The sequence below is a fragment of the Streptomyces sp. NPDC053431 genome (genome assembly GCF_044544925.1).
GTDB lineage: Bacteria > Actinomycetota > Actinomycetes > Streptomycetales > Streptomycetaceae > Streptomyces.
On the sequence record NZ_JBITXX010000001.1, the window covers coordinates 637,899 to 659,702 of the forward strand.

The 21,804-nt window shown below is 71.7% G+C and carries 20 protein-coding genes; 10 read left to right on the forward strand and 10 right to left on the reverse strand.

What is annotated here, in order from left to right:
* Positions 1–32: 32 nt before the first annotated feature.
* On the forward strand, positions 33–443 hold the full coding sequence (locus ACIGXE_RS02725; protein ID WP_399741935.1) for a MerR family transcriptional regulator: 411 nt from the start codon (positions 33–35) through the stop codon (positions 441–443).
* Positions 440–1,456, forward strand: a complete 1,017-nt coding sequence (locus tag ACIGXE_RS02730) for an aldo/keto reductase (protein WP_399741936.1) — start codon at positions 440–442, stop codon at positions 1,454–1,456. The genes ACIGXE_RS02725 and ACIGXE_RS02730 overlap by 4 nt, the downstream gene beginning before the upstream one ends.
* Positions 1,457–1,650: 194 nt before the next feature.
* Here the strand turns inward: ACIGXE_RS02730 and ACIGXE_RS02735 are convergent, their stop codons facing one another.
* From ACIGXE_RS02735 to ACIGXE_RS02765, 7 genes are all read right to left on the reverse strand, one after another.
* Entirely contained in the window at positions 1,651–2,877 is a 1,227-nt protein-coding gene (locus ACIGXE_RS02735) for an acyltransferase (protein WP_399741938.1), read from the reverse strand.
* Positions 2,874–3,854 carry an alpha/beta hydrolase gene (locus ACIGXE_RS02740; protein ID WP_399741940.1) on the reverse strand — a complete coding sequence of 327 codons (981 nt, stop codon included), beginning with the start codon at positions 3,852–3,854 and terminating at the stop codon, positions 2,874–2,876. The genes ACIGXE_RS02735 and ACIGXE_RS02740 overlap by 4 nt, the downstream gene beginning before the upstream one ends.
* 621 nt (positions 3,855–4,475) lie before the next feature.
* On the reverse strand, positions 4,476–5,159 hold the full coding sequence (locus tag ACIGXE_RS02745; RefSeq protein ID WP_399741943.1) for a response regulator: 684 nt from the start codon (positions 5,157–5,159) through the stop codon (positions 4,476–4,478).
* A 60-nt stretch (positions 5,160–5,219) separates the two neighbouring features.
* A complete protein-coding gene (locus tag ACIGXE_RS02750; RefSeq protein WP_399741946.1) occupies positions 5,220–6,518 on the reverse strand; it encodes a sensor histidine kinase in 1,299 nt (432 codons plus the stop codon).
* A gap of 414 nt (positions 6,519–6,932) precedes the next feature.
* A complete protein-coding gene (locus tag ACIGXE_RS02755) occupies positions 6,933–7,811 on the reverse strand; it encodes a DUF4429 domain-containing protein (protein WP_399741949.1) in 879 nt (292 codons plus the stop codon).
* An 85-nt stretch (positions 7,812–7,896) separates the two neighbouring features.
* Entirely contained in the window at positions 7,897–9,099 is a 1,203-nt protein-coding gene (locus ACIGXE_RS02760; RefSeq protein ID WP_399741952.1) for an alpha/beta hydrolase, read from the reverse strand.
* 309 nt (positions 9,100–9,408) lie between these two features.
* Positions 9,409–10,038: a TetR family transcriptional regulator gene (locus tag ACIGXE_RS02765; protein WP_399741955.1), complete on the reverse strand. Its 630-nt coding sequence runs from the start codon at positions 10,036–10,038 to the stop codon at positions 9,409–9,411.
* A 126-nt stretch (positions 10,039–10,164) separates the two neighbouring features.
* Between ACIGXE_RS02765 and ACIGXE_RS02770 the strand changes: the two genes are divergently transcribed.
* Together ACIGXE_RS02770 and ACIGXE_RS02775 are read left to right on the forward strand one after the other, a co-directional pair.
* Positions 10,165–11,787, forward strand: a complete 1,623-nt coding sequence (locus tag ACIGXE_RS02770) for an MFS transporter (RefSeq protein ID WP_399741958.1) — start codon at positions 10,165–10,167, stop codon at positions 11,785–11,787.
* A 190-nt stretch (positions 11,788–11,977) separates the two neighbouring features.
* Positions 11,978–12,346: a peptidase inhibitor family I36 protein gene (locus ACIGXE_RS02775; protein WP_399741961.1), complete on the forward strand. Its 369-nt coding sequence runs from the start codon at positions 11,978–11,980 to the stop codon at positions 12,344–12,346.
* On the opposite strand, the gene ACIGXE_RS02780 is transcribed toward ACIGXE_RS02775, so the two are convergent.
* Both ACIGXE_RS02780 and aceE read right to left on the reverse strand, forming a co-directional pair.
* Complete coding sequence (locus ACIGXE_RS02780; RefSeq protein ID WP_399741964.1) at positions 12,327–13,091, reverse strand: potassium channel family protein; 765 nt, start codon at positions 13,089–13,091, stop codon at positions 12,327–12,329. The two genes, ACIGXE_RS02775 and ACIGXE_RS02780, sit on opposite strands and share 20 nt — an antisense overlap.
* Before the next feature lie 69 nt (positions 13,092–13,160).
* Entirely contained in the window at positions 13,161–15,893 is a 2,733-nt protein-coding gene (aceE, locus tag ACIGXE_RS02785) for a pyruvate dehydrogenase (acetyl-transferring), homodimeric type (RefSeq protein WP_399741967.1), read from the reverse strand.
* Positions 15,894–16,310: 417 nt separating this feature from the next.
* Here aceE and ACIGXE_RS02790 point away from each other — a divergent pair, with 417 nt between their 5' ends.
* The 6 genes from ACIGXE_RS02790 (at position 16,311) to ACIGXE_RS02815 (ending at position 20,828) form a co-directional block, all read left to right on the forward strand.
* Positions 16,311–16,733 carry a DUF3052 domain-containing protein gene (locus ACIGXE_RS02790; protein ID WP_399741970.1) on the forward strand — a complete coding sequence of 141 codons (423 nt, stop codon included), beginning with the start codon at positions 16,311–16,313 and terminating at the stop codon, positions 16,731–16,733.
* A gap of 144 nt (positions 16,734–16,877) precedes the next feature.
* Positions 16,878–17,336: a peroxiredoxin gene (locus ACIGXE_RS02795; RefSeq protein WP_399741973.1), complete on the forward strand. Its 459-nt coding sequence runs from the start codon at positions 16,878–16,880 to the stop codon at positions 17,334–17,336.
* 159 nt (positions 17,337–17,495) lie between these two features.
* The gene (locus ACIGXE_RS02800; protein WP_399741976.1) at positions 17,496–18,071 is read left to right on the forward strand and encodes a TerD family protein; all 576 of its coding nucleotides are present in this window, start codon (positions 17,496–17,498) and stop codon (positions 18,069–18,071) included.
* Between the two features lie 128 nt (positions 18,072–18,199).
* Positions 18,200–18,775: a TerD family protein gene (locus ACIGXE_RS02805; RefSeq protein ID WP_399741978.1), complete on the forward strand. Its 576-nt coding sequence runs from the start codon at positions 18,200–18,202 to the stop codon at positions 18,773–18,775.
* 30 nt (positions 18,776–18,805) lie between these two features.
* Positions 18,806–19,954, forward strand: coding sequence for a DUF475 domain-containing protein (locus tag ACIGXE_RS02810; RefSeq protein WP_399741981.1), 1,149 nt, complete (start codon positions 18,806–18,808; stop codon positions 19,952–19,954).
* A 139-nt stretch (positions 19,955–20,093) separates the two neighbouring features.
* Positions 20,094–20,828 (forward strand): Tellurium resistance, encoded by a 735-nt coding sequence (locus tag ACIGXE_RS02815; protein WP_399741983.1) that lies wholly within the window; start codon positions 20,094–20,096, stop codon positions 20,826–20,828.
* 12 nt (positions 20,829–20,840) lie between these two features.
* On the opposite strand, the gene ACIGXE_RS02820 is transcribed toward ACIGXE_RS02815, so the two are convergent.
* Positions 20,841–21,701, reverse strand: a complete 861-nt coding sequence (locus tag ACIGXE_RS02820) for a TerD family protein (RefSeq protein ID WP_399741986.1) — start codon at positions 21,699–21,701, stop codon at positions 20,841–20,843.
* Positions 21,702–21,804: the final 103 nt, after the last annotated feature.

Below are 21,804 nucleotides of genomic sequence, written 5' to 3' on the forward strand. Positions count from 1 at the left end.
CGAGTGCACTCCAACTCTCTAGCGTGGGGGTCATGAGCGTGATCGAGAGCACGACCGGGCCTGTCGTCAAGGACCGCTACACCATCAGTGAGGTGGCCGCGCTGACCGGACTCAGCGCGCACACCCTGCGCTGGTACGAGCGGATCGGCCTCATGCCGCACGTCGACCGCTCGCACACCGGCCAGCGCCGCTTCACCGAGCGCGACCTGGGCTGGCTGGCGTTCGTCGGCAAGCTGCGGCTCACCGGCATGGCGGTGGCCGACATGGTCCGCTACGCCGAGCTGGTGCGGGAGGGCGAGCACACCCACGACGCGCGGCGGGCGATCCTCGAGGCCACCCGGACCGACGTCGTCGCCCGGATCGCCGAGCTGCAGGACGCCCTCTCCGTGCTCGACCGCAAGATCGATCACTACGCCACCGTCTGCGGAGGAACGACTTCATGAACAGGATCGACACCGTACGCCTCGGCGGCCCGGACGGCCCCGAGACCGGCGTCCAGGGCTTCGGCGCCATGGGCATCAGCGAGTTCTACGGCGACACCGACGAGGCCGCCGCCCGCGACACCCTCGCGGCGGCCCTGGAGGCCGGCGTCACCCTGATCGACACGGCCGACTCCTACGCCTTCGGCGCGAACGAGGAGTTCCTGGCCCCGTTCGTCGCGGCGCACCGGGACGAGATCGTCCTCGCCACCAAGTTCGGCATCGAGCGGCGGGCCGACGACCCCTCGTTCCGCGGCGTCAACAACGACCCCGCGTACATCCGGTCCTGCGTCGAGGCCAGCCTGCGCCGCCTCGGCGTGGAGACCATCGACCTCTACTACATGCACCGGGCCGACCCGGCCGTGCCGTTCGCGGAGTCGGTCGGCACCCTGGCCGAGCTCGTGAAGGAGGGCAAGATCCGGCAGATCGGGCTGAGCGAGGTCACCGGCCCCGAGCTGCGCGAGGCGTACGCGGTGCACCCGATCGCTGCCCTGCAGTCGGAGTGGTCGCTCTTCTCCCGCGACGTGGAGCGCAGCGCGGTCGGCGCGGCGGCCGAGCTCGGCGTGACCTTCGTGCCGTACTCGCCGCTCGGCCGCGGCTTCCTCACCGGCGCCTTCGCGGACGCCTCGAAGGAGTTCGGGGCGGACGACTTCCGCCGCCGCCAGCCGCGCTTCACCGGCGAGAACGCCGAGCGGAACGGGGCCCTCCTCGCACCGCTCCACGCGATCGCCGCCGAGCGCGGCGCGACCTCGGCGCAGATCGCCCTGGCCTGGGTCCAGCAGCGGGCCGCCGTGCACGGCCTGACGGTGATCCCCATCCCCGGCACGCGCAAGCGTTCCCGCCTCCTGGAGAACGCGGCGGCCACCCGGATCACCCTCACCGAGCCGGAGCTCGCCGCCCTGGAGCCGATCGCCGCCCAGGTCACCGGCGACCGCTACCCGGACATGACCTTCACCTCGGCGGCCCGCGAGGCGTAGCGGGGCCTGCCTCGCCGTGCCGGCCAGGCTCGCCTCGCCGGGGCGGCCTCCCTCCCCCGGATGGGCATCGCCCCCCAGGGCGGGACGGGTGGGCACACGGGACGTCAGCCCCAGCAGGGCCCGGGCTCCCCGCCCCGAACGCCGGCGATCACCGCGCTCCGCCGGACGTGGTTCCGGGCCTTCCGTCGGGGCCCTCACGCCAGCCCCAGCGCGAAGACCGCGAACCCCGCCGCCAGGACCCCCGCCAGTCCCCGCCGCACCGCGCCGGCCCGCGTCCACGGCGACTCGAACCCCCGCGCGTACCGTCCGATCAGGACGAGCAGCCCGGCGAACAGCGGCATCCAGGCGAGCCGCGCCAGGATCCAGCCGACCGAGTCCGGCGCCCCGACCAGGCCCGGAACCGCGCCGGAGGCCCCGCCCAGGTACGAGGCGGGGATCGCGGCGGCCAGCATGGCCGTCTGGTGCCAGCACAGGACGGTCATCGCGGACAGGTTGATCACGACCACCGGCGCCCACAGTGCCGGCCGCCTCAGCAGCCGCCCGAGCCGGTCCCGCAGCAGGATCGCGGCACCGCTCTGCGCGGCGGCGAGGGCCGGCACGAGCAGCGAGGGCGGGTGCGAGTTGGTACGGGTCTCACCGGGGACGCCGACCATGGACATCGGGTAGCCGCACCACACCAGCAGGGCGGCGAAGAGCGCGGCGCCGCCGATCAGCAGCCCCCAGGCGTGCCGGCGGTTCAGCCGGCCCTCGCCCCAGGAGACGCCCACCTGGTACGCGAAGAGCCAGCCGGGCAGGATGTTCAGGACGCTCAGCCAGGACGGCATCGCGTCGGCGTACGGCCCGTACCGCAGGAAGTCGACGACCGCGACCGAGCCGAGCAGCGGGGCCGCCGCCCACACCCCGAGCCGCCGGGCGGCGCGGACACAGAGCGGGGTGAGCGCGGTGACGACGGTGTAGACGCCGACGAACCAGAGCGGCTGGATCACCAGCGTCGACGCGGTCCGCAGCGTGTCGCCCGGCACCCCGAAGCCGTGGTGGAGCAGCGGCAGCAGCGCCGCCCACACGGCGGTCACCCCGAGCACCGGCCGGCCGAGCCGGGCCAGCCGGCCCTTGAGCCAGGCACCCGTCGAGCCCTCGTGGCGGCGGAAGGAGAGGACGGAGGCGTAGCCGCCGACCAGGAAGAAGATCCCCAGCATCTGGAGGAACCAGCTGACGGGCGCGAGACCGCCGAACGCGGACAGCGGGCTGGCGTTGTGGATCGCGCCGTCGGCGGAGCGGGTGAACCCGCCGAGCAGCCAGTGCCCGGTGGGCACCGCGAGCAGGGCGAGGGCGCGCAGCCCGTCGATCGCGCGGTCACGGTGGGCGGGGGTACGGGCCTCGATCCTCCGGACCAGCGCTCGCACCGGCGTCGAGGTCTTCATCGGACCTCCCCCTCCGCGATCGCCGCGAAGGCGCGCAGCGACTCGGTGCCGGGCGCGAAGTAGCCGTCGTGGCCCTGCGCGTCGGCGGCGGGCACGCGACGGGCGCCGAACTCCGGCGCGGCGGGGTCGGCGCCGTGGCCGAGGCCGGCGACCTCCACGTACGGGACCCGGTCGATCCAGTCGGTCCGGTTCTTCGCCGCCCACACGCGGGCGGAGGTGCCGAGGGCGGCCACGTCGTCGGCGCGCATCCCGGGGGAGGCGATGGCCACCAGGTCCTTGGCCTTGAGCCGGTGCGCGGCGAGCCCGCAGACCACCGACCCGTAGCTGTGGCAGAACAGCGAGGGCTCGGGGGCGCCGACGGCCCGCAGGCCCTCCGTGAAGCGGGTGAGCCGGGCCGCCCCGGCCTCGGCGAGATCGCCGGTGGCCGCGTCGAGGCCGACCCCCACGGGGGTGGTGTAGCCGGCCCAGGCCACGACGGCCGTCCGGTCGCCGGTGGCGGAGCGCAGGGCGGCGGCCTTACGGGCCAGCGGCGCGAAGTTCCCCGCGTCGACGTCGGATCCGGGCACGATCACCGCCACGTGCGCGGCCTTCGCGAGGTCCCCGTAGACGAGGACGGCCTGGCCGCGCCCCCGGGGGTCGTACGCGAGGACCTGCTGCCCGGCGAACCGGGCGCCCGCGGTACGGGCGTTGGCGGCGTAGCGCAGGGCGAGCGGCGCGCCGTCGAGGTTGCCGACGACGCTCGCGTGCTCGCGCAGCAGCCCCGCGCGCCGCTCCCCGCTCAACCCGCCGAAGTAGGCGGCCACCTGAACGGGCGTCATGCGCTCCGGGTCGGGCAGCCCGTCGGCCCGCCAGGCCGCCGTGCCGACCGGCGCCCCGGTCACGGCCTGCTGGGTCGTCCCGGACGCCCAACCGGCGGTCCCCGCCACCACGGTGGCGGTGAGCGCGGCGGCCACCAGGGTCCTCGTGAACCGGCGCATGCGGTCCTCCGTTCCTGTCTCTCTCGGGCGATCTCGTCGCTGGCGGGAGGAAGGTAGGAACGGAACGGGTGACGACACGTCACACCGGGGCGCCAACCGCGAGGTGATACCGGGGTAGGGGCCGGACGAGCAGCCACCCCGAGGGCGGGGGTGGGGTTTTCCCCAGGGGGGCGGCACCCGGGCGGACCTTGGCGGGGTGGTCCTGCCCGGCGGGGGTGGTCCTGCCCGGTGGGGGAGGGGTGGTCGCGCCCGGTGGGGGGCGGGGTGGTCGTGCCCGGCGGGGGCGGGGGTCGCGCCCGGCGGAGGCGGGGAGTCGTGCCTGGCGGGGGGCGAAAGGCCGTCGCCTCTGTCGCCGGGGACCGGGGCGCCTCCGGTGCTGAGCGGTGCGTGGGCTTCCCGGCGGGGTGGTGTTGCCGCTCGCCAGGCGGGGCCGGGGCGGGCCTGGCGGGGTGGCGTGGCCGCTCGCCAGGCGGGCCCGGCCGCCCGGTGCGGCTTCCGCCGCCCGGCGGAAGCAGTCGCCCCAGCCCGGGTGCCGGTGTGGGCCTCCGGTGTGACCGAGTGGCCCGGCCTCAGGTGCCGGCTTCGCCGCCCGGTGTGACCGAGCGGCCCGGCCACCCGGGGCTAGCGCCCGCCGCCCGGTGTGACCAGGCCCGACTCGTACGCGAAGACCACCGCCTGTGCCCGGTCGCGCAGGTCGAGCTTGGCGAGGACGCGGCCGATGTGGGTCTTCACGGTCTGCTCCGCCAGCACCAGGTGGTCGGCGATCTCCTGGTTCGACAGCCCCCGGGCGATCAGCTCCAGGACCTCCGTCTCGCGCGGGGTGAGGCCGTTGAGCCGCAGGGCCGCGCGGTCGGCGCGCGGCGCCGGCCGCGCGGCGGCGAAGTCGGCGATCAGACGCTTGGTCACGGAGGGCGCGAGCAGCGCCTCGCCGGCCGCCACCACCCGTACCGCGGCGATCAGATCGGCCGGCGGCGCGTCCTTCAGCAGGAAGCCCGAGGCCCCGGCGCGCAGCGCCTCGTACACGTAGTCGTCCACGTCGAAGGTGGTGAGCATCAGGACCTTCGGCCGGTGCACCACGCCCGGCGGCGGATCGAGGATCTCCCGCGCCGCCGCGAGCCCGTCCATCTCCGGCATCCGCACGTCCATGAGCACCACGTCCGGGTGCGCGGCGCGGGCCACGTCCACGCCCTGCCGCCCGTCCGGCGCCTCGCCCACCACGTCGATGTCGGGCTGCGCCGAGAGCAGGGCGGCGAAACCGGCCCGCACCATGGCCTGGTCGTCGACGATGATCACGCGGATGGTCACAGGGCGCCCTTCGTCAGGCTCTTGGACAGGTCAGGCCAGGCCAGGTCAGGCCAGGCCAGGTCAGGTCAGCGGCAGCCGGGCGGCGACCCTGAAGCCCCCGTCCGGCAGCGGCCCGGTGTCGAGCGAGCCACCGGTCAACCGTACGCGCTCACGCATGCCGACAAGCCCGTGCCCGGTGCCCGAGCCGCTCTCCAGCGGCGAAGTCCGCGCCTCGACGGGCCCGTTGACGACCAGCACGTTCAACCAGCCGTCCCCGTCACCCCGGACGGACACCCGGGTGGCGGCGCCGGGCGCGTGCCGTACGACGTTGGCCAGCGCCTCCTGCACGATCCGGTAGGCCGAGAGGTCCACCGCCTGCGGTACGTCGCCCAGGTCGGCCGCCATCGACAACTCGGCCGGGACGCCCGCCCGTACCGTCGCCTCGACCAGCTGCTGCAGCCGGTCCAGACCCGGCTGCGGCGCCCGCTCGCCCTCCGACCCGTCGCTGCGCAGCACCGCGAGCAGCCGCCGCATCTCGGCGAGCGACTCGCGCGCGCCGGACGCGATCGAGGTGAACTCCTCACGGGCCGCCTCCGGCAGGTCCGGGATCCGGTACGGGGCGGAGTCCGCCTGCACCGTGATCACCGACATGTGGTGGGCGACCACGTCGTGCAGCTCGCGGGCGATCCTGGCGCGCTCCTCCAGGAGCGTGCGGCGGGCCCGTTCGGCCTCGCTGATGGTCTCCTGCTCGACGAGCCGCCGCTCGGCCTCGCCGCGCCCGCGCAGGGTCGCGGTGAGCATCAGCACGACACCGCTGAGCACGAAGAGGAGCACGACGACCCCGTCACCGGGCCGGTTCGGCGCGGCCATCGAGAAGACGGCTCCCGCGGCACCGGTGACCAGCCACACCCCGAGCAGGGCGCGCCGGGACTCACGAAGGCCCAGGGCGAGCATGAGGAAGAGATAGCCGATCACGACCATGGGCGTCCACGGCCACGGCAGCTCGTCGGCCCGGCCGGCGGCGAGCACCACGACTCCGCCGACGACGTCCGCCGTGAAGACCATCCACCAGGCCTGGAGGGGCCGGGTGACGGCGAGCAGCAACGGCGCGGCCTGCGCGGTGCCGAGGGCGCCGGCGAGGGCGCCGTTGACGTGGTAGTCCTGCGTGAGCACGGTGATCGTGACGGGCAGCAGGGCCGCGACGAGGGCGAGGGCGACCCCGTAGGGCAGCAGCCGCACCCAGCGCGAGGACGCCCGCCCGAGCAGCGCCTCACCGGGGCCGGTGGGCGTGGCGAGCGCGGTCCCGATGCTTCGCACGAGCGCCTGCGCCCGTGCCCCGACCTGTGGCATACGCGGCAGCCGCCGCTGTTCGTCCTTCATGGCCCGCTCAGCGTAGGCAGGGCGGGGGCGACGGGACGTCATACCGGGGTTTCGGCCTGGGGGTCATACCGGGGTACGGGGTCGCCCCCGCGCGACGAGTCGGCGGCCCGACTGCCGGCGGCGCCTTGCCCGTCCCTCGCCCCCGTGGGTTCTGGCGACGCCTCGCCTGTCCCTTGCCCCGTGGGTTCCGGCGGCGCCTCGCCTGTCCCTCGCCCCGTGGGTTCCGGCGGCGCCTTGTCCGTCCCTTGCCCCGTGGGTTCCGGCGACGCCTCGCCTGTCCCTCGCCCCCGTGGGTCCCGGCGGCGCCTCGCCCGTCCCTTGCCCCCGCAGGTCCCGGCGGCGCCTCGCCCGTCCCTCGCCCCCGCGGGTCCCGGTGCCGCCTCGATCCCTCCCGCCTCCGGCGACCCCTCGCCGCTACAGCTCCGCGAGCAGTTCCGCCTTCTTCGTGGAGAACTCCTCGTCCGTCACGAGCCCGGCACTGTGCAGCTCGCCGAGGTGGCGGATCCTTTCTGCGACTCCTGCCGGGTCCTGGCGCGCCACCGACACCCCCGCGGCGGGGACGGCGGCGGGCACCCGTACGGACGCGCCGCGCACCGCCGCCAGGACCGCCGCGGCGAACGGCAGGGACTCGTGGACCAGTCCGTAGCCCAGGCCGAAGACGACCGACGCGGGGTCGTGGTCCGGCTGTTCGGGCCGGGTGGCGTGCCCGTCCCGCGGCACCAGTCGCAGATAGCCGTCCAGGATCTCCGGCGAGCGCCACTCGACGCCGCTCAGCTCGCCCACCCGGAAGGTCTGGTCGCCGGCCTTCCACTTCTCCGAGGACGCCCCCGTCCAGAACCAGCGGAAGGCCACCTCGCCCTTCCCGTCGAAGCTCGCCTTCCCGTCGTACGCCTTGAAGGACTGCGGCCCCTCGGGCGCCGCCACCAGGAAGCGGTCCGCGGGCTCGGAGGCCTCGTACGGCCTGAGGACCGAGCGCAGCTCGTCGCGGTAGTACTCGGCGAGCGTCTCGCGATCGGCGGGCAGCACGAGTCGGTACGGGTCGGACCCGTCCTTCAGCTGCCCGGCCGCCGCCTCCATCAGGGGATCGGCGCCCGCCCTCGGCTCGGCGTGCAGCACGACGGTGCCCCGCTTGCCCGGGGCGAGCGTCACCGACGCCAGCGCCTCGTACGGCACGCGTCGTTCGCGCAGCGCCTGGAACAGCCTCGGTGTGCGGATCCCCCGTTCGAAGCGGATGACGACGGCGTCGCTCTCGAACTCCCAGGTGGCATGAATTCCGGCCAGCACATCACCCATACGCCTCATCGTATGCGGCGTATGCCCCGACGTCGCCCCTCCGCGACCACCGTAAATTCGCCGTCGTCTACGCGCGTGGGACAGCTCACGCGCCGGAGATTCCACGGAGGCAAGCGCTGTCCGTGCTCGCACAGGTCAGATCGGCGTAGGCGCCGACCCCTATCGCGGCGAAGTTCTCCACGCTCATGGTGCCCGGCTCGAAATAGCCGGTATGTCCGACCGCGCCGGCCGCCGAGAGCAGTCGCGCCCCGAACTCCGGGGCCACCGGGTCGGTTCCGTGCCCGAGCCCGCCGACCTCCAGGTGGGGCACGTCCGCGATCCAGTCGTCGGCGTCCCGCATGGCCCAGATCCGGGCCGAGGTCCCCAGGTCGGCGGCGCTCTCGGCGCGCATGCCCGGGCTGCCGGCCACGACCACGTCGGTGACCCGCGCGGGCAGCCGCGGCGCCGCGACCCCGCACAGTACGGAGCCGTAGCTGTGGCAGAAGAGGCTCACGCGCGCGTCGCCGGGCAGGGCGGCGGTCAGGTCGACGAGCCGGACGGCGCCGCTCTCGGCCAGCCGCCCGATGGCCGCCTCGATGCCGACGCCGACGGGCGCGGTGTAGTCCGCCCAGGCGATGACGGCGGTACGGGCCCCGGGATCGGCCCGGTGCTGCGCGGCGTAGAGGGACGTGGCCATCCCGGCGGGCGCCGAATAACGGCGGGCCGTCTTCTGGAAGGTCAGCAGATTGGTGTCGACCCCCGGAACGATCACCGACACCCGCCGCGCCCGGTCCAGGTCGCCCAGGACCTCCGCCGTCCGGCCGGTGCCGTTGGGGTCGAAGGCCAGGATCTGGCGTTCGGGGCTCATCAGGCTGGTGAAGCGGTGCACCCGGCGCAGCGCCTCGTGGCGGCCGTCCGCGGTGAGCCGCGGGTCGTGCACCCGGCCGCGCTCGGCGGCGAGGGCGCGGGACAGGGATTCCCGGTTGGCGCGGTAGCGCAACGTCACCGGGACACCGTTGAGGTTGCCGACGACGAGCGGGTGGGCGTCGGCCAGCCGGGCGCCCTGCGCGGGCCCGATGGCGGCGAAGAAGGCGGCGACCTTGTCGGCCGGGGCCGTCGGGGCGGGCAGCGCGCGGCCGCCTGCCCGGTCGTGCGCCCAGGCGGCCAGCGCCTGCTCCCGCGTCTGCCCTGGCGTGCGCTGATGCCGGATCGTGGTCCACCCGGTGGTCGTGAGGAGGACGAACACCACGCCGAGGGCGAGCAGTATGCGCCAGGCGGAGAGGGTGGGGGAGGAGTCGATGGAAGGCATTGGCCGCCACCCTAGGGGGCGCCGCCGCACGCCCGGACCGCGAGTGACGCGGATCACTCAGGGGAGGAGGCGTGTGGTGACGGTGCGTACGCGCGGTCGTACGCGGAGCTCACGCCGTACCGCGCCGGCTCACCCGCAGCCACCGGCTCCCGCCCTGTCGGCAAGGGGAGTTCACTCGTACGCCGGTCCTCCTCGTACGGCTTCCGCCCTTGCAGCAAGGGGAGTTCACCCGTAGGCCGGTCCTGCTCGTACGGCTTCCGCCCTTTCGGCAAGGGGAGTTCACCCGTACGCCGGTCCCGCTCGTACGGCTCAGGCCCGCCAGTGCGGTTCCAGGGCCGGTGCCAAGTGGTCCAGGTAGTGCTCGGTGAGTGCGCGGATGGCCTCCAGGGTGGGGTCCTCGCTGCGGCCCCAGAGCTGCCCGGTCACCCGCATGACCCCGCTGAACGCGGCGACCGCGATCCGGGGCCGCGGGTCCTCGTCCACGTCGAGCCCCTCGCGGTCGGCGATCAGGCGGGCGATGGCCTCCTCCATCTCCGTGGAGCGGCGCAGGTGGACGGCGAGGAGGGCGGGCGTCGACTCGATGACCTGGAAGGTACGGACGTACAGCTCGACGGGCACGACCTCGGCGATCGCCTCGCCGATGGTGTCCCAGGCGCTGAGGACCGCGTTGCGCATCGCGGCGAGCGGGCCCTCCTCGGGCGGCCGTCCGGCCAGCGCGCGCACGAACCGTTCCTCCACCATCTGCTGGACGGCGAAGGCCACGTCCTCCTTGGTGGCGAAGTAGCGGAAGAAGGTGCGCTGGGAGACGTCGACGGCGTCGACGATCTCGTCGACGGTGGTCCGCTCGTACCCCTGGGTGGTGAAGAGCTCCAGGGCGACCCGGATCAGTGCGTCGCGGGTGCGCTGCTTCTTGCGCTCGCGCAGACCGGGAACGGTCACGTGTCGATCCCCATTTCCGCGATGTCCCGCCAGTTCTTCCGGGCCAGGCTACCTGTGAGGTACGTGACAGTTACCGCCGTGTGAAACGCTTTGTCAATTGTCAGTCGCTGTCATTAGCCTGCTCGCATGACTAGTCAGACCACCGTGGAAAAGGCCCCGCAGGGTCAGGGGGGTGACCGGGCGCCCGTGACGGCCCCGGCGAAGGGACTGCGCGGTCACCCGTGGCTGACGCTCTTCAGCGTTGCCGTGGGCGTCATGATGGTCGCGCTCGACGGCACGATCGTCGCCATCGCCAACCCCGCCATCAAGGACGACCTCGAGGCCTCGCTGGCCCAGGTCCAGTGGATAACCAACGGCTATCTCCTCGCCCTCGCCGTCGCGCTGATCACCGCCGGCAAGCTCGGTGACCGCTTCGGGCACCGGCAGACCTTCCTCATCGGCATCGCCGGCTTCGCCGCCGCGTCCGGCGCGATCGGCCTGTCGAACTCGATCGCCCTCGTCATCGCTTTCCGGGTGCTCCAGGGCCTCTTCGGCGCCCTGCTGATGCCGGCCGCCCTCGGCCTGCTGCGCGCCACCTTCCCGGCCGAGAAGCTCAACATGGCCATCGGCATCTGGGGCATGGTGATCGGCGCCTCGACCGCGGGCGGTCCCATCGTCGGCGGCCTGCTCGTCGAGAAGGTCAGCTGGCAGTCCGTCTTCTTCATCAACGTGCCGGTCGGCGTCCTCGCGCTCGTCCTCGGCCTGGTGATCCTCAAGGACCACCGCGCCGAGAACGCCCCGCGCTCCTTCGACGTCCTCGGCATCCTGCTGCTCTCCGCCGCGATGGCCTCCCTCATCTGGGGCATCATCAAGGCCGGCGAGTCCTGGGGCTGGGGCAGCGGGAAGACCTGGGGCTGCCTGATCGGCGCGGTGGTCCTCTTCGGCGTCTTCGCCCTGTGGGAGACGAAGGTCAAGGAACCGCTCATACCGCTGAAGATGTTCCGCTCCGTGCCGCTGTCGGCCGGTGTGGTCCTCATGGTCCTCATGGCCTTCGCCTTCATGGGCGGCCTGTTCTTCGTGACCTTCTACCTCCAGGGCGTGAAGGGCCTGAGCCCGGTCGACAGCGGTCTGGCGCTGCTGCCGCTGACCGGCATGATGATCGTCTCCTCGCCGCTGGCCGGCGCGCTGATCACCAAGTTCGGCCCGCGGGTGCCGCTGGTCGGCGGCATGGTCTGCACGGCCGCCGCCATGTTCGGCATGCTCTCGCTCACGCCCGACACGGGCGCGCTCGCGATGTCCCTCTGGTTCGCGCTCCTGGGTCTGGGCCTCGCCCCGGTCATGGTCGGTGCCACCGAGGTCATCGTCGGCAACGCGCCGCTCGAGCTCTCGGGCGTGGCCGGCGGTCTGCAGCAGGCCGCGATGCAGGTCGGCGGCGCGCTGGGTACGGCGGTGCTCGGCGCGGTCATGTCGTCCAAGGTGTCGAGCGCCTTCGCCGAGAACTGGAAGGACGCCGGCATCCCGGTGCCGGCCGACCCGCGCCTGGAGCAGGCGGCGGAGTTCGGCATGGTGCCGGAGGAGCTGGGCAAGGCGCCGGGCATGACCCCCGAGCTCACCGCGACGATCGGCAAGGTCATCCACGACACGTTCATGGAGGGCATGGGCCTGGCCTTCACCGTCGCCGGTGTCGTCGCCGTGGGCGCGGCCCTGGTCGCCACGCTCACCAAGCGCGGCGAGAACGCGGAGGCGGGCGCGGGCGCGGCCCACATCTAGGGGCGGGCAGGTTCGCCGTCCTCGCGGGCTCGCGGGGCCCGACCGACTCGGCGGGCCTCGCGGTGCGCTCAGGGTTCCCGTAGGGGGTCGTCACCCGTTCGCGTGAACGGGGGCGGCCCCCCTTCCGTTCGGCGGGTGACGTCCGCCATGCTCTCGATTACAGAGAGTGACGAAACGGGGGTTCACCAGCATGTATACGAAGACCGTCCTGGCCGTCGGAGCCGTCCTGACAGCCCTTCTCGCGGCGCCCGCGAGCGCCGCGCCCAGCGGCACCGCCCTCGGCGCCTGCGGGCCCGGGCAGCTGTGCCTGTGGCCCAAGGCCGACTTCAAGGGGCGCGCGCAGAACCAGGAGCTGGCCTCGGTGGACATCGAGAGCTGTATTGCCCTGCCGGCGGGCACGAGCGCTCAGTCCCTGGCCAACCGCACCGGACGCCCGGTCACCACGTACCAGTCGGCGGTGTGCGCGGAGACCGGCGAGTTCGAGACCTATCCGGGCAGAGGCGTGTGGGTACCCCAGACGCCCTACCAGGTCCGGGCCTTCAAGATCTGGGAGAGGTAGGGGAGGGGACCTCGGGTCCGTCCGGGGTGCCGGACGGCGGGGCCGAGAGGCGCGCGACCTCGGCCCGCAGCTCCCGCACCTCCAGGGTCAGCGCCTCCAGGAGCTCGGTCTGTCGGCGCTCGACCTCGTCGTCCCGCTCGAAACGGGAGATGAACCAGGCGGCGATATTCGCCGTGACCACACCCAGCAGGGCGATCCCGGACAGCATCAGACCCACCGCGAGCACCCGGCCCAGGCCCGTCGTCGGGGCGTGGTCGCCGTAACCGACGGTGGTCATCGTGGTGAAGGACCACCAGACCGCGTCACCCAGCGTCTTGATGTTGCCGTTCGGCGCGTCCCGCTCCACGTGCAGCACCGCGAGCGAGCCGAACATCATCAGCCCGATCACCGCGCCCCCCACGTACATGGTGAGCGTTATCTGCGGGGCCATCCGGGCCCGCCGGCCCACGAGGAGGAGAGTGGCGACCACCCTGAGCAGCCGCAGCGGCTGCACCATCGGCAGTATCACCGCGAGCAGATCCAGCGGATGCCCGCGCACGAAGGTCCAGCGGGACGGCGCGAGCCCCAGCCGTACGAGATAGTCCAGGGCGAACGCCGCCCACACCGCCCACTCCACATGGGTGCACAGCCGGTGCACCCAGGGGGCGGCGTCCGGTGCCACGATGGGCACGGCATAGGCGATCCCGAACGCCACCGCCAGCACCAGCAGCGGCGTCTGGGTGCGCTCTTCCCAGCGATCCTTCATGACCGCATCGTAGGGAACGCGGAAGGGCGGCAGGGCCACGGCCCCACCGCCCTCACCAGCGGATATGCGCTACGCGTCGCCGCCCGCGGCGCCCGGGTCGGCGGCCGAGACGTCGAGCAGCTGGTAGCGGTCCACGGCCTGCTTCAGGGCCGAGCGGTCCACCCTGCCCTCGCGGGCCAGCTCCGTGAGGACCGCGAGCACAATCGACTGCGCGTCGATGTGGAAGTAGCGACGGGCCGCACCCCGGGTGTCCGCGAAGCCGAAGCCGTCCGCGCCCAGCGAGGTGTAGGGACCCGGCACCCAGCGGGAGATCTGGTCCGGCACCGAGCGCATCCAGTCGGAGACCGCCACGAACGGGCCCTGGGCGCCCTGGAGCTTGCGGGTCACGTACGGCACGCGCTGCTCCTCGTCCGGGTGGAGCAGGTTGTGCTCCTCGACGGACACGGCCTCGCGGCGCAGCTCGTTCCAGGACGTGGCGGACCAGACGTCGGCGCGGACGTTCCACTCGTCGGCGAGGATCCGCTGGGCCTCCAGGGCCCACGGCACGCCGACGCCGGAGGCCATGATCTGCGCGGGGATCGCTCCGGCCTCGCCGCGCCGGTAGAGGTGGATGCCCTTGAGGATGCCTTCGACGTCCACGTTCTCCGGCTCGGCCGGGTGCTGGATCGGCTCGTTGTAGACCGTCAGGTAGTAGAAGACGTCCTCGGCCTCGGGGCCGTACATGCGGCGCAGACCGTCCTGGACGATGTGCGCGATCTCGAAGCCGAAGGCCGGGTCGTAGGCGACGCAGGCCGGGTTGGTCGAGGCGAGCAGGTGAGAGTGGCCGTCGGCGTGCTGGAGGCCCTCGCCGGTCAGGGTGGTGCGGCCGGCGGTGGCGCCGAGCACGAAGCCGCGGGCGAGCTGGTCCGCCATCTGCCAGAACTGGTCGCCGGTGCGCTGGAAACCGAACATCGAGTAGAAGACGTAGACCGGGATGAGCGGTTCGCCGTGCGTGGCGTACGCCGAGCCGGCGGCGATCAGCGAGGCGGTGCAGCCCGCCTCGGAGATGCCGTCGTGCAGCATCTGGCCGGTCGGGGACTCCTTGTAGGCGAGGAGCAGTTCGCGGTCCACCGCCTCGTACTGCTGGCCGAGCGGGTTGTAGATCTTGGCGCTCGGGAAGAACGAGTCCATGCCGAAGGTGCGGTACTCGTCGGGCGCGATCAGCACGAAGCGCTTGCCGATCTCCTTGTCCCGCATCAGGTCCTTCAGGAGCCGGACGAAGGCCATCGTCGTGGCGATCGACTGCTGGCCCGAGCCCTTCTTCACCGCGGCGTAGGTCTTGTCGTCGGGCAGGACCAGCGGCTTGGCGCGCACCACGCGGGTCGGCACGTACCCGCCGAGCGCCTTGCGGCGGTCGTGCATGTACTGGATCTCCTCGGAGTTCCGCCCCGGGTGGTAGTACGGCGGCAGGCCCTCCTCCAGCTGCTTGTCCGTGATCGGGATGTGCAGCCGGTCGCGGAAGCCCTTGAGGTCGTCGACCGTCAGCTTCTTCATCTGGTGGGTCGCGTTGCGGCCCTCGAAGTTGGGGCCGAGGGTCCAGCCCTTGACGGTCTTGGCGAGGATCACGGTCGGCTGGCCCTTGTGGGCCTTGGCCGCCGAGAACGCCGCGAAGATCTTCCTGTGGTCGTGACCGCCGCGGCCCAGGTGCAGGATCTGGTCGTCGGTCATGTTCTGCACCATGGCGCGCAGCCGCTGGTCGTCGCCGAAGAAGTGGTCCCGGATGTAGGCGCCGGTCTCCGTCGCGTACGTCTGGAACTGCCCGTCCGGCGTCGTGTTCATCTTGTTGACGAGGATGCCGTCGCGGTCCTGGGCGAGCAGCGGGTCCCAGGAGCGGTCCCAGATCAGCTTGATGACGTTCCAGCCGGCGCCGCGGAAGACCGACTCCAGCTCCTGGATGACCTTGCCGTTGCCGCGCACCGGGCCGTCGAGCCGCTGCAGGTTGCAGTTGACGACGAAGGTCAGGTTGTCGAGGTTCTCGCGGGCCGCGAGGGTCAGCTGGCCGAGCGACTCCGGCTCGTCCATCTCGCCGTCGCCGAGGAAGGCCCACACGTGCGACCGGGAGGTGTCGGCGATGCCGCGCGCCTCCATGTAGCGGTTCATCCGGGCCTGGTAGATCGCGCCGAGCGGGCCGAGGCCCATCGACACGGTCGGGAACTCCCAGAAGTCCGGCATGAGCCGCGGGTGCGGATAGGAGGACAGGCCGTCGGGGTACTTCGACTTCTCCTGGCGGAAGGCGTCGAGCTGCCTCTCGTTCAGCCGGTCCAGGAGGAAGGCGCGGGCGTAGATGCCGGGGGAGGCGTGCCCCTGGAAGAAGATCTGGTCGCCGCCGTCACCCTCGTCCTTGCCGCGGAAGAAGTGGTTGAAGCCGACGTCGTACAGAGAGGCGGAGGAGGCGAAGGTCGCGATGTGGCCGCCGACGCCGATCCCCGGGCGCTGGGCGCGCGAGACCATCACGGCCGCGTTCCAGCGGGTGGCGTTGAGGACCTTGCGCTCGATCTCCTCGTTGCCGGGGAAGAAGGGCTCGTCCCTGGTGGCGATGGTGTTCACGTAGTCCGTGCTGCGCATCTCGGGCACCGCGACGCGCTTCTCGCGGGCCCGCTCGATCAGCCGCAGCATGAGGTAGCGGGCGCGCTCCCGGCCCCGCTCGTCGACGGCGGCGTCGAGGGAGTCGAGCCATTCCCGGGTCTCTTCGGGATCGAAGTCCGGGACCTGGCTGGGAAGGCCGCCAATGATGATCGGGTTGCGATCGGATGCGGAAGCCACGCTGTTCCTTCGCTGGTCGGTGGAGCCCGCGGGGGACCGGAGCCCCGTTGAGGCCGGGATGTTCATCGTGTACCCCGCCGACGCCAAACGTCATCTTTACCGAGGGGTAACCCCCGCGGGGTGCCTTGTTCGGTCAAATCGCAACCTTACGCCCATCCCGCGCATGCGTTTCGGCAGCATGTTCGGCAGACTGAAGCCTCAGAGACCCACAATGTGGGGCGAAGAGTGCAGGATTGGTCACGGAGCGCGACGGGTCTTCGCCGGAAGTTGCGGCGAGACGGCCCCAAACGTCACCGTTTCGGCGGTCTCATCGGCCGGGTACTTGCGCGATCAGCCCCGGCACGTGTGGACTACGGCCAGCGCCGCGCGTACGCGCGCGGACCAAGCATTTTCCGATACATGATCAGGAGGCAAGCCGTGAGCGCGACCGCGGACCACGCGGAGGAGCGGACCAACCCGGCAGCGAGGCTGGGGTTCGAGCCCGGACAGGTGGTCCAGGAGATCGGCTACGACGACGACGTCGACCAGGATCTCCGTGAGGGCATCGAGTCCATCATTGGCCAGGATCTCGTGGACGAGGACTACGACGACGTCGCCGACGTCGTGCTGCTGTGGTTCCGTGACGAGGACGGTGACCTCACCGACGCCCTGGTGGACGCCATCGGTCTTCTGGAGGACGGCGGCAACATCTGGCTGCTGACGCCGAAGACCGGCCGCGACGGCTACATCGAGCCGAGCGACATCCAGGATGCCGCGCAGACCGCTGGTCTCTCCCAGACCAAGAGCATCAGCGTCGCCAAGGACTGGGTCGGCACCCGCCTGGCCGCTCCCAAGCGCTGATCCCCCAACGCCGCACGGAGCCCCCGCCGGTCACGCCGGCGGGGGCTCCGCTCTGCCCGCACACCGCGGGTCCCCTCGCCCCTTAGGGTGGGTTTCACCGATACGGCCCAAAGGCTGGGCCGTAGGCGAAGGGATGCGTACGCGATGGCGATCGAGATCGGCGCCGAGGCCCCGGACTTCGAGCTGAAGGACAACCACGGCCGCACCGTGCGGCTCTCCGCGTTCCGGGGCGCCAAGAACGTGGTGCTGTTCTTCTACCCCTTCGCCTTCACGAGTGTGTGCACGGGCGAACTGCGCGCACTGCGCGACCACCTCGACACCTTCGTGAACGACGACACCCAGCTGCTCGCCGTCTCCAACGACTCCATCCACACCCTGCGCGTCTTCGCCGAGCAGGAGGACCTGGAGTTCCCGCTGCTCTCCGACTTCTGGCCGCACGGCGAGGTCTCCCGCGCCTACGGCGTCCTCGACGAGGACAAGGGCTGCGCCGTGCGCGGCACCTTCGTCATCGACACGGCGGGCGTGGTCCGCTGGTCGGTCGTCAACGCCCTGCCGGACGCCCGTGACGTCGACGCGTACGCGAAGGCGCTGGCGGCGCTCTGAGAACCCGCGGGCCCCTTCCCGCGTCCTCCAGGGCGATCGCCCGCCAACACTCGGGCGAAACGTCTGTTTCGACTGGGAACCCGTCACTAGGATCCAGACGTTGATCCGATGCCAACGCACGACTGGGGGCGCTGCCCCTGGAAACCAATGGAGGGACTCGTGGGAGTCAGCCTCAGCAAGGGCGGCAACGTCTCGCTGACCAAGGAGGCCCCTGGCCTGACCGCCGTCACCGTCGGTCTGGGCTGGGACGTCCGCACCACCACCGGTACGGACTTCGACCTCGACGCCAGCGCCATCCTGGTGAACGCGGAGGGCAAGGTCCGCAGCGACGGGGACTTCGTCTTCTTCAACAACCTGAAGAGCGCCGACGGCTCCGTCGAGCACACCGGCGACAACCTGACGGGCGAGGGCGAGGGCGACGACGAGCAGGTCAAGGTCAACCTGGCCACCGTCCCCGCCGACGTCGCCAAGATCGTCTTCCCGGTGTCGATCTACGACGCCGACAACCGCCAGCAGTCCTTCGGCCAGGTCCGCAACGCGTTCATCCGCGTCGTGAACCAGGCCGGCGGCGCCGAGATCGCGCGGTACGACCTGTCCGAGGACGCCTCGACCGAGACCGCCATGGTCTTCGGCGAGCTGTACCGCAACGGCGCGGAGTGGAAGTTCCGCGCGGTCGGTCAGGGCTACGCCTCGGGCCTGCGCGGCATCGCGCAGGACTTCGGCGTCAACGTCTGAGCCGACACACCGCATCCCGTCCGGCGCCGCACCTCCGTGCGGCGCCGGACGTGCCTCGTCGCGCGATCGCCTCACCGAGCCGTCGCCGCGCCGCACATCCGCAGAACCCTCGGGGAGGAACCACCGTCATGGGCGTCACGCTCGCCAAGGGAGGCAATGTCTCCCTCTCCAAGGCCGCACCCAACCTCACCCAGGTGCTCGTGGGACTCGGCTGGGACGCGCGCTCCACCACCGGAGCCCCCTTCGACCTCGATGCCAGCGCCCTGCTGTGCCAGTCGGGCCGGGTGCTCGGCGACGAGTACTTCGTCTTCTACAACAACCTCACGAGCCCCGAGGGCTCCGTCGAACACACCGGGGACAACCTCACCGGTGAGGGTGACGGCGACGACGAGTCGCTCATCGTGGACCTCACCCGGGTGCCGGAGCGGTGCGACAAGATCATCTTCCCGGTCTCGATCCACGAGGCCGACAACCGCGGTCAGACCTTCGGCCAGGTCAGCAATGCCTTCATCCGCGTGGTGAACCAGGCGGACGGCCAGGAACTCGCCCGTTACGACCTCTCCGAGGACGCCTCCACCGAGACCGCCATGATCTTCGGTGAGCTCTATCGCTACAACGGCGAATGGAAGTTCCGGGCGGTGGGACAGGGGTACGCGTCCGGCCTTCGGGGCATCGCTCTAGACTTCGGGGTCAACGTTTCGTAAAGCCGCGTAAATATCACGATGGGGTAGACAGTGGTTCTGAAAACCTTCGGCTGGTCGTTCGCGATCACCGCCCTCGGCCTGGTCGCCGCGGTGCTCTACGGGGGGTGGGAGGCTTTCGGGGTCGTCGCCATCCTCTGCATCCTCGAGATCTCGCTCTCCTTCGACAACGCGGTGGTCAACGCCGGAATCCTGAAGAAGATGAATGCCTTCTGGCAGAAGATCTTCCTCACGGTCGGTGTGCTCATCGCGGTCTTCGGCATGCGGCTCGTCTTCCCCGTCGTGATCGTCGCGATCAGTGCCAAGATCGGCCCGATCGACGCCGTCGACCTGGCGTTCAACAACCCTGACAAGTACGAGGAACTGGTCACCGACGCGCACCCGTCGATCGCCGCCTTCGGTGGCATGTTCCTGCTGATGATCTTCCTCGACTTCATCTTCGAGGACCGTGACATCCAGTGGCTGCGCTGGATCGAGCGCCCGCTGGCCAAGCTCGGCAAGGTCGACATGCTGTCGGTCTGCATCGCGCTGGTCGTCCTGCTGATCACCGCGATGACCTTCGCGACCCACGCCCACCAGCACGGCGGCGTCCACGTCGACAAGGCGCAGACGGTGCTGATCTCCGGCATCGCCGGCCTCATCACGTACCTCGTCGTCGGCGGTCTCTCCGGCTACTTCGAGAACAAGCTGGAGGAGGAAGAGGAGCGCGAGCACGAGGCCGAGGAAGAGGCCAAGCGCACCGGCAAGAAGGTTTCGGCAGTCCAGCTCGCCGGCAAGGCCGCCTTCTTCATGTTCCTCTACCTCGAGGTCCTCGACGCCTCCTTCTCCTTCGACGGCGTCATCGGCGCCTTCGCCATCACCAACGACATCGTCCTGATGGCCCTCGGCCTCGGCGTCGGCGCCATGTACGTGCGGTCGCTGACCGTCTACCTGGTCCGCCAGGGCACCCTCGACGACTACGTCTACCTGGAGCACGGCGCCCACTACGCCATCGGCGCCCTGGCCGTGGTCCTCATGATCACCATCCAGTACGAGATCCCCGAGATCGTCACCGGCGGCATCGGCGTGGCCCTCATCGCCTGGTCCTTCTGGTCCTCCGTCCGCCGCAACAAGGCCCTCGCGGCGGCCGAGGGAAAAGCTGACGCCTCGGGCGACAAGGCCGAGGTCACGTCCGGAGTGTGATCCGGGGGTGTGACAGCACCGACAATGAGGAACGCTTCACTGCGGGGCGGCCGGAGCACCCGGCCGCCCCGCGGCGCGTGACAGGGGGAAGCGCCCGCGACGCGCGGTGACGGTGGGGACAAGTGGGGGGTGCGAAGCCATGGGCTTCCTGGACAATCTCTTTCCGGGCAGGGGAGAGCCGTTCGACTCGGGAAGTGCCGCGTCGAACTCGATCGACCTGACGAAACGCCGGCCCAGCGTCTCCCTGTCCAAACAGGGCGCCGCCACCGGAAACCTCCGGGTCAACCTCTCCTGGCGGATGCGGACCTCCGACATCGAGGGCCCCCGCCGGTCCACCAGCCTGCTGCGCCACCCCCTCAAGCTCTTCAAGCCCGAGGAGGTCCAGGCCCACACCCAGGGCGTGGTCAACGTCGACCTCGACCTCGGCTGCCTCTACGAGCTGGCCGACGGCAGCAAGGGCGTGGTGCAGCCGCTCGGCGGCTTCTTCGGCGAGCTGAACGAGCCCCCGTACGTACGCCTCAGCGGCGACGACCGGTTCGGCGCGCCCTCCGGCGAGACGATCTTCGTCAACCTGGACCACCGGGACGAGATCAAGCGCCTGCTGTTCTTCGTCTACATCTACGACCAGACCCCGGCCTTCGACCGCACGCACGCCAAGGTCACCCTCTACCCGAGCAACGGCCCGCGGATCGAGATCGAGCTGGACGAGCGCGCACCGCAGGCCCGCTCCTGCGCGGTCTTCACCGTCGAGAACGTCAGGAACGAGCTCGTCGTCCGCCGCGAGGTGCGCTTCGTGTACGGCTTCCAGGCCGAGCTGGACCGGCTGTACGGCTGGGGGCTGCAGTGGGGCCGCGGCTACAAGTCCAAGACCTGACCGGGCGCCGCGTCAGCGCCCGAGGAACTGCGGCCCCATCGGCGGCATCCGGAACTCGGGCGCCGCGTGCGGATAGCCGTACGCGGGAGCGCGCACGGGGGCCCCGGCCGGCTGCGGGTAGCCGTACGCCGGCGCGGGGGCGGACGTGGGCTGCGGCGGCACGTTCGGCGGCGGCGTGGCGGGCGCCGTGGGCACCCCGGAGGCCGGGGACGGCGTCGGCTCGGCCGACGGCGCGGGCGGCTGCGGATGGACCATCGTCGCGTCCGGGTCGTGCGCGGGCGCCGCGGAAGCCCCCTCGGAGCCGCCCTCCGCCGCCGCGTCGTCCACGGACACGCCGAAGTCGGTGGCGAGCCCGACCAGACCGGTCGGATAGCCCTGGCCCACCGCCCGGAACTTCCAGCCCTCCCCGCGCCGGTACAGCTCGCCGCAGATGATCGCCGTCTCCTCGCCGGTCTCCGCCGACACGTCGAAGACCGCCAGCGGCTCCCGGTCCGCCGCGCCCGCGGCCGCGTCGTACAGCAGGATTCGCAGGTCGGAGACGGAACGGAAGGTGCCGCCGTCCGAGGAGGCGGCGATCACCACCTGGTCGACCGCGGCGTCGAGCCGGCCCAGGTCGGCCTCGACCGTGTCCGTCAGACCCTCCGGGCCGCGCTGCTTCGCCAGATGGCGGACCAGCCCCGAGGGGTGCCGCGGCTGGTTGTAGAAGACGAAGTCCTCGTCGGACCGCACGCGCCCGTCCGGGCCGACCAGCAGGGCCGAGGCGTCCACGTCGGGCACCCCGGTTCCCGGCGTCCAGCGGAGCACGGCCCGTACGGCCGCGGTGTCGAGAGGGACGTTGGAGCCCTTCAGCATCGCGTGCGTCATGCCGGTCATCTTCCCTGCCCGGGCGCCTTCCGGACAACGCGGGGGGTCGGAAGCGGACGAGTTACCTGAACTTCACGTACGCGGGGAACTACGGACACCCTCACCTACGTAC

Coding starts and splice junctions, on each gene's coding strand:
- ACIGXE_RS02775 (WP_399741961.1), top strand. CDS start 11,978: ATGTATACGAAGACCGTCCTGGCCGTCGGAGCCGTCCTGACAGCCCTT.
- ACIGXE_RS02805 (WP_399741978.1), top strand. CDS start 18,200: ATGGGCGTCACGCTCGCCAAGGGAGGCAATGTCTCCCTCTCCAAGGCC.
- ACIGXE_RS02795 (WP_399741973.1), top strand. CDS start 16,878: ATGGCGATCGAGATCGGCGCCGAGGCCCCGGACTTCGAGCTGAAGGAC.
- ACIGXE_RS02725 (WP_399741935.1), top strand. CDS start 33: ATGAGCGTGATCGAGAGCACGACCGGGCCTGTCGTCAAGGACCGCTAC.
- ACIGXE_RS02780 (WP_399741964.1), bottom strand. CDS start 13,091: ATGAAGGATCGCTGGGAAGAGCGCACCCAGACGCCGCTGCTGGTGCTG.
- ACIGXE_RS02735 (WP_399741938.1), bottom strand. CDS start 2,877: ATGAAGACCTCGACGCCGGTGCGAGCGCTGGTCCGGAGGATCGAGGCC.
- ACIGXE_RS02770 (WP_399741958.1), top strand. CDS start 10,165: ATGACTAGTCAGACCACCGTGGAAAAGGCCCCGCAGGGTCAGGGGGGT.
- ACIGXE_RS02740 (WP_399741940.1), bottom strand. CDS start 3,854: ATGCGCCGGTTCACGAGGACCCTGGTGGCCGCCGCGCTCACCGCCACC.
- ACIGXE_RS02750 (WP_399741946.1), bottom strand. CDS start 6,518: ATGAAGGACGAACAGCGGCGGCTGCCGCGTATGCCACAGGTCGGGGCA.
- ACIGXE_RS02815 (WP_399741983.1), top strand. CDS start 20,094: ATGGGCTTCCTGGACAATCTCTTTCCGGGCAGGGGAGAGCCGTTCGAC.
- ACIGXE_RS02760 (WP_399741952.1), bottom strand. CDS start 9,099: ATGCCTTCCATCGACTCCTCCCCCACCCTCTCCGCCTGGCGCATACTG.
- ACIGXE_RS02820 (WP_399741986.1), bottom strand. CDS start 21,701: ATGACCGGCATGACGCACGCGATGCTGAAGGGCTCCAACGTCCCTCTC.
- ACIGXE_RS02755 (WP_399741949.1), bottom strand. CDS start 7,811: ATGGGTGATGTGCTGGCCGGAATTCATGCCACCTGGGAGTTCGAGAGC.
- ACIGXE_RS02730 (WP_399741936.1), top strand. CDS start 440: ATGAACAGGATCGACACCGTACGCCTCGGCGGCCCGGACGGCCCCGAG.